Origin of the sequence: Mesorhizobium sp. M2A.F.Ca.ET.039.01.1.1 (assembly GCF_003998035.1) — a bacterium.
In the GTDB taxonomy this organism is placed as follows: domain Bacteria; phylum Pseudomonadota; class Alphaproteobacteria; order Rhizobiales; family Rhizobiaceae; genus Mesorhizobium.
The window spans coordinates 1-5,652 of the sequence record NZ_RZRY01000416.1 but is presented as its reverse complement, the minus strand read 5'-3'; the positions used below and the strand labels follow the sequence as shown (position 1 = coordinate 5,652).

Annotated in this window: 7 protein-coding genes; 3 read left to right on the top strand and 4 right to left on the bottom strand. The window is 62.8% G+C overall.

The annotated features are described in order from the left end of the window. Nucleotides 1–78 precede the first annotated feature (78 nt). The 4 genes from tuf to rpsL form a co-directional block, all read right to left on the bottom strand. Nucleotides 79–1,254 (bottom strand): elongation factor Tu, encoded by a 1,176-nt coding sequence (tuf, locus tag EOA24_RS25530; protein WP_040983039.1) that lies wholly within the window; start codon nt 1,252–1,254, stop codon nt 79–81. A 65-nt stretch (nt 1,255–1,319) separates the two neighbouring features. Further along, nucleotides 1,320–3,410, bottom strand: a complete 2,091-nt coding sequence (fusA, locus tag EOA24_RS25525) for an elongation factor G (RefSeq protein ID WP_095818141.1) — start codon at nt 3,408–3,410, stop codon at nt 1,320–1,322. A 27-nt stretch (nt 3,411–3,437) separates the two neighbouring features. Next, nucleotides 3,438–3,908, bottom strand: coding sequence for a 30S ribosomal protein S7 (rpsG, locus tag EOA24_RS25520; RefSeq protein ID WP_027170372.1), 471 nt, complete (start codon nt 3,906–3,908; stop codon nt 3,438–3,440). A gap of 9 nt (nt 3,909–3,917) precedes the next feature. Beyond that, nucleotides 3,918–4,289: a 30S ribosomal protein S12 gene (rpsL, locus tag EOA24_RS25515; RefSeq protein WP_006202128.1), complete on the bottom strand. Its 372-nt coding sequence runs from the start codon at nt 4,287–4,289 to the stop codon at nt 3,918–3,920. Between the two features lie 137 nt (nt 4,290–4,426). Here rpsL and EOA24_RS41815 point away from each other — a divergent pair, with 137 nt between their 5' ends. The 3 genes from EOA24_RS41815 to EOA24_RS25500 form a co-directional block, all read left to right on the top strand. After that, nucleotides 4,427–4,714, top strand: coding sequence for a hypothetical protein (locus EOA24_RS41815; protein ID WP_189343137.1), 288 nt, complete (start codon nt 4,427–4,429; stop codon nt 4,712–4,714). 35 nt (nt 4,715–4,749) lie between these two features. Continuing rightward, a complete protein-coding gene (locus EOA24_RS25505; protein ID WP_040983044.1) occupies nt 4,750–5,031 on the top strand; it encodes a hypothetical protein in 282 nt (93 codons plus the stop codon). Between the two features lie 74 nt (nt 5,032–5,105). Further along, on the top strand, nt 5,106–5,652 hold a 547-nt coding region (locus EOA24_RS25500), incomplete at its 3' end, for a Gfo/Idh/MocA family oxidoreductase (protein WP_133374606.1).

The window sequence follows — 5,652 nt, the reverse complement described above, 5'->3', positions numbered from 1 at the left end:
GCCCGATACTGCTTCCAAACGAAAAGGGCGGCCCGAAGACCGCCCTTTCCCTTGTCGAACCGGCAACGGCCGGATCGATTACTCCTTGATGGTGACGACGATGCCTGCACCGACGGTGCGGCCGCCTTCACGGATGGCGAAGCGCAGCTTCTCTTCCATCGCGATCGGCACGATCAGCTCGACGTCGACGGTGATGTTGTCGCCGGGCATCACCATCTCGGTGCCGGCCGGCAGCGTCACGATGCCCGTCACGTCCGTCGTGCGGAAGTAGAACTGCGGACGGTAGTTGGTGAAGAACGGCGTGTGACGGCCGCCTTCGTCCTTGGTCAGGATGTAGGCTTCGGCCACGAACTTCTTGTGCGGCTTCACCGAGCCCGGCTTGGCCAGAACCTGGCCACGCTCGACGCCCTCGCGGTCGATGCCGCGCAGCAGCGCGCCGATGTTGTCGCCGGCCTGGCCCTGGTCGAGCAGCTTGCGGAACATTTCAACGCCCGTGCAGGTCGTCTTGGCGGTCGGACGGATGCCGACGATCTCCAGTTCCTCGCCGACCTTGACCACGCCGCGCTCGACGCGGCCGGTCACGACCGTGCCGCGGCCCGAGATCGAGAACACGTCCTCGATCGGCATCAGGAACGGCTTGTCCAGCGGACGAACCGGGGTCGGGATGTAGGCGTCGACCTGAGCCATCAGCTCGCGGATGGCGTCCTCGCCGATGGTCTTGTTCGAATCCTCGAGAGCGGCCAGCGCCGAGCCCTTGACGATCGGAATGTCGTCGCCGGGGAACTCATTCTTCGACAGAAGCTCGCGAACCTCGAGCTCGACCAGCTCGAGCAGCTCGGCGTCGTCGACCTGATCGACCTTGTTGAGGAACACCACGATCGAAGGCACACCGACCTGACGGGCAAGCAGGATGTGCTCGCGGGTCTGCGGCATCGGGCCGTCAGCGGCCGACACGACCAGGATCGCGCCGTCCATCTGGGCGGCACCGGTGATCATGTTCTTCACATAGTCGGCGTGGCCGGGGCAGTCGACGTGAGCATAGTGACGGTTGGCCGTCTCATACTCGACGTGAGCCGTCGAAATCGTGATGCCGCGCGCCTTCTCTTCGGGTGCCGCGTCGATCTGGTCATAGCGCTTGTATTCGCCAAAATACTTCGTGATCGCCGCCGTCAGCGACGTCTTGCCATGATCGACGTGACCGATCGTGCCAATGTTCACATGCGGCTTGGTGCGCTCGAATTTACCTTTTGCCATGTGATCTCTCCAATCCTGCTTGCCCGTGCGGGCCTTGAATTAAGGTCTCGTGCAACCCGCTCGAGTTACGCGTATTTCTTCTGAACTTCCTGGGCGACCGCAGTCGGAACCGGCTCGTAGTGGTCGAACTGCATCGTGTACTGGGCGCGGCCCTGCGACATCGAACGCAGATTGTCGACGTACTTGAACATGTTCGCCAGCGGCACCATCGCGTTGATGACGACGGCAACGCCACGCGCTTCCTGACCCTGGATCTGGCCACGACGGCCGTTGAGGTCGCCGATGACGCCGCCGACATAATCTTCCGGCGTCACGACCTCGACCTTCATGATCGGCTCAAGCAGCTGCACGCCGAGGCGCGGAGCGGCTTCCTTGAAGCAGGCGCGGGAGGCGATTTCGAACGCCAGCACCGAGGAGTCGACGTCGTGGAAGGCGCCATCCACGAGGGTCGCCTTGACGCCGATCATCGGGAAGCCGGCGAACGGGCCGGAACCCATGACGCTGTTGATGCCCTTCTCGACGCCCGGGATGTATTCCTTCGGAACCGCACCGCCGACGATCTTGGACTCGAACACGAACTCTTCGCTCTCGGTGTTCGGCTCGAAGATGATCTTGACGCGAGCGAACTGGCCGGTACCGCCGGTCTGCTTCTTGTGCGTGTAATCCTGCTCGTGCGTGCGGGTGATCGTCTCGCGATAAGCCACCTGCGGCGCGCCGACATTGGCCTCGACCTTGAACTCGCGGCGCATGCGGTCGACGATGATGTCGAGATGCAGCTCGCCCATGCCGGCGATGATGGTCTGGCCCGATTCCTCGTCGGTCTTGACGCGGAAGGACGGATCCTCGGCCGCCAGGCGATGCAGCGCGAGGCCCATCTTTTCCTGGTCGTTCTTGGTCTTCGGCTCGATGGCGATCTGGATGACCGGATCGGGGAATTCCATGCGCTCGAGGATGACCGGGTGCAGCGGATCGCAGAGCGTGTCGCCCGTGGTCGTGTCCTTGAGGCCGGCCAGCGCAACGATGTCGCCGGCATAGGCTTCCTCGATGTCGGCGCGCGAGTTCGCATGCATCTGCAGCATGCGGCCGATGCGCTCCTTCTTGCCCTTCACCGTGTTGTCGAGCGAGGTGCCCTTGGTGAGCTTGCCCGAATAGATGCGGGCAAAGGTCAGCGAACCGACGAACGGGTCGTTCATGATCTTGAACGCCAGCATCGACAGCGGCTCGTTGTCGTCGGCGTGACGTTCGATCTCGGCGTCGGTCTTGGCGTCGACGCCCTTGATGGCCGGCACGTCGATCGGCGACGGCAGGTATTCGACGACAGCGTCGAGCAGCGGCTGCACGCCCTTGTTCTTAAAGGCCGAGCCGCAGAACATCGGGAAGAACTTGACCGCGATGGTGCCCTTGCGGATCAGCGCGCGGATCTCGTCATTCGACGGCATCTTGCCTTCGAGATAGTTCTCGAGCGCGGTCTCGTCCATCTCGACGGCGGCTTCGATCATCTTCTCGCGGTACTGCTCGGCCTTGGCTTTGAGGTCGGCCGGGATCTCGACGACGTCCCAAGCAGCGCCCAGCGTCTCGTCGCGCCAGACGAGCGCGTTCATCTCGACGAGGTCGACGACGCCCTTGAACTCGGTCTCGGCGCCGATCGGCAGCTGCATGACGACAGCCTGCGCGCCGAGGCGCGAACCGATCATCTCTTCAGAGCGATAGAAGTCGGCGCCGATCTTGTCCATCTTGTTGCAGAAGATCATGCGCGGCACGTGGTACTTGTCGGCCTGACGCCACACGGTCTCGGTCTGCGGCTCCACGCCGGCGTTGGCATCGAGCAGCGCGATGGCGCCGTCGAGCACGCGCAGCGAACGCTCGACCTCAATGGTGAAGTCGACGTGTCCGGGGGTGTCGATGATGTTGAAGCGGCGCATCTTGCCGTCACGACCCTTCCAGAAGGTCGTGGTCGCGGCGGACGTGATGGTGATGCCGCGTTCCTGCTCCTGCTCCATCCAGTCCATGGTGGCAGCGCCGTCATGGACTTCGCCGATCTTGTGCGACTTGCCCGTGTAGTACAGGACGCGCTCGGTCGTCGTCGTCTTGCCGGCGTCGATATGCGCCATGATACCGAAATTGCGGTAGTCTTCGATCTTGTATTCGCGGGCCATGGGAGGTGCCTCTCAGTCTCTTTCGCGTTACCAGCGGTAATGCGCGAAGGCGCGGTTGGCTTCCGCCATCTTGTGGGTGTCTTCACGCTTCTTGACGGCGGTGCCGCGGTTGTTGGCCGCGTCCATCAGCTCGCCCGAGAGGCGGTCGACCATGGTGGTCTCGTTGCGGTTGCGGGCCGCGGCGATCAGCCAGCGAATGGCCAGCGCCTGGCGGCGCTCGGGGCGCACGTCGACCGGAACCTGGTAGGTGGCGCCGCCAACGCGACGCGAGCGCACTTCCACATGCGGCGCGACATTGTCGAGCGCCTGGTGGAAGACGGTGACCGGCTCCTGCTTGGTCTTGGCCTGGACCTGGTCCAGAGCGCCATAGACGATGGTCTCGGCAACCGACTTCTTGCCGTCATACATGACGGCGTTCATGAACTTGGTGACGATCAGATCGCCGAACTTGGGATCCGGGTTGATCTCACGCTTTTCTGCACTGTGACGACGGGACATGGGAAACCCTTACTTCGGACGCTTGGCGCCGTATTTCGAACGACGCTGCTTGCGGTTCTTCACACCCTGCGTGTCGAGCACGCCGCGGATGATGTGGTAGCGGACGCCCGGCAGATCCTTGACGCGACCGCCGCGGATCATGACCACCGAGTGTTCCTGAAGGTTGTGGCCTTCGCCGGGGATGTAGCCGATCACTTCAAAACCGTTGGTCAGGCGAATCTTGGCCACCTTACGCAGCGCCGAGTTCGGCTTCTTCGGCGTCGTGGTGTAGACGCGCGTGCAGACGCCCCGCTTCTGCGGGTTCTGCTGCATGGCCGGGACCTTGTTTCGCTTCACCGGCGCCAGGCGCGGCTTGCGGATCAGCTGGTTGACGGTAGGCATTAAACCCTCTTGTCTCTCAATTCCGTGTCTGCCCTGTCAGGGCCGCTCAAAGCGTCATTTCCATACGCGAATTCGGGCAACACACCGCGTCTCGCGGTCCTGCCCGAACAAATTGCAGAGGAAGCGGAAGCCGCTTCATGCGCGCCGGAAATGTCTTTTCGCTCGTAAAACGAACCCTGTTTGAGACAAACTCCAAAGCGTGTCGCCTCGGAAAGGCCGGTCTCACATCGGTTCTGACGTCGCGGCTTCTACTCGTAAGGCCATTGCCCGTCAACCCCGCAACGGCAAATATTGCGGTCAATTCGAGGCTTGGCAGCCATGCGCAAAAGGCATGTAATTTTATTGCGCCTTTTTTCAAGAGCGAGGAAGAAAGTGACCGGCTTGCGGCTGTCTTCCGCACCGGCTTCGTGCCAAAAGGCGGCTGAGCCGGACTTTGGGCCGGAAAACGAGGAATCAGCCCGTGAACGACAATGAAGAACGGCCGGTCACCATCATCACCGGACGAGTCTGGCGCAAGAAGGGCGGCAAGCCCGAGGGCGTGCATGTGATGCTGGTGGCGCCTGACGATGATTCTGCCGTGCGCCGCGCGCTCGAATCGCTCGCCGCCGAGGGATTCGCGGAGGCCGAGCTCGATCAGATCGGCGACATGGAAGGCGAGCCCGACGAGGAGCCGCATCTGTCGGCCTACCAGGGCGCGCTGGAAGGCGAGGTCTCGATCGTCACCTTTGACGAACCGTTCTGATATAGCCGGCGGCACAACGTCCTCCCGATCCTCTCCAACAACCTAGCCAGCCATTCTTCTTTTCCGGAGTTCCCATGACCAGCAATCCCATCAAGCTCGGCATCGTCGGCGTGGGGAAGATCGTGCGCGACCAGCATTTGCCGGCGGTCGCCAAGGACGGCGACTACCGGCTCGTCGCCGCGGCGAGCCGCCATGGCAAGGTCGACGGCATTCCGAACTACCCGACAATTGAAGCGATGATTGCCGCCGAGCCCGATCTCGAGGCGGTCTCGCTCTGCATGCCGCCGCAGTTCCGCTACGACGCCGCGCGCACCGCGCTGGAAGCGAAGAAGCATGTGTTTCTCGAAAAGCCGCCGGGCGCGACGGTGAGCGAGGTCGAGCACCTCAAGGCGCTGGCCGAAAAGAACGGCGTCTCACTCTTTGCCAGCTGGCATTCGCGCTACGCGCCGGCGGTAGAGGCCGCGCGCGCCTTCCTCGCCTCGGTCAAGCTGACCTCGGCCGCCATCAACTGGAAGGAAGACGTGCGGCGCTGGCATCCGAACCAGGAATGGATCTGGGAACCAGGCGGTTTTGGCGTGTTCGATCCGGGCATTAACGCCCTGTCGATCGCCACGCATATCC

What these genes read in the sequence shown, in the direction of transcription:
- tuf (WP_040983039.1), bottom strand. Translation starts at nt 1,254, where the DNA reads ATGGCAAAAGGTAAATTCGAGCGCACCAAGCCGCATGTGAACATTGGC.
- fusA (WP_095818141.1), bottom strand. Translation starts at nt 3,410, where the DNA reads ATGGCCCGCGAATACAAGATCGAAGACTACCGCAATTTCGGTATCATG.
- rpsG (WP_027170372.1), bottom strand. Translation starts at nt 3,908, where the DNA reads ATGTCCCGTCGTCACAGTGCAGAAAAGCGTGAGATCAACCCGGATCCC.
- rpsL (WP_006202128.1), bottom strand. Translation starts at nt 4,289, where the DNA reads ATGCCTACCGTCAACCAGCTGATCCGCAAGCCGCGCCTGGCGCCGGTG.
- EOA24_RS41815 (WP_189343137.1), top strand. Translation starts at nt 4,427, where the DNA reads ATGCGCGCCGGAAATGTCTTTTCGCTCGTAAAACGAACCCTGTTTGAG.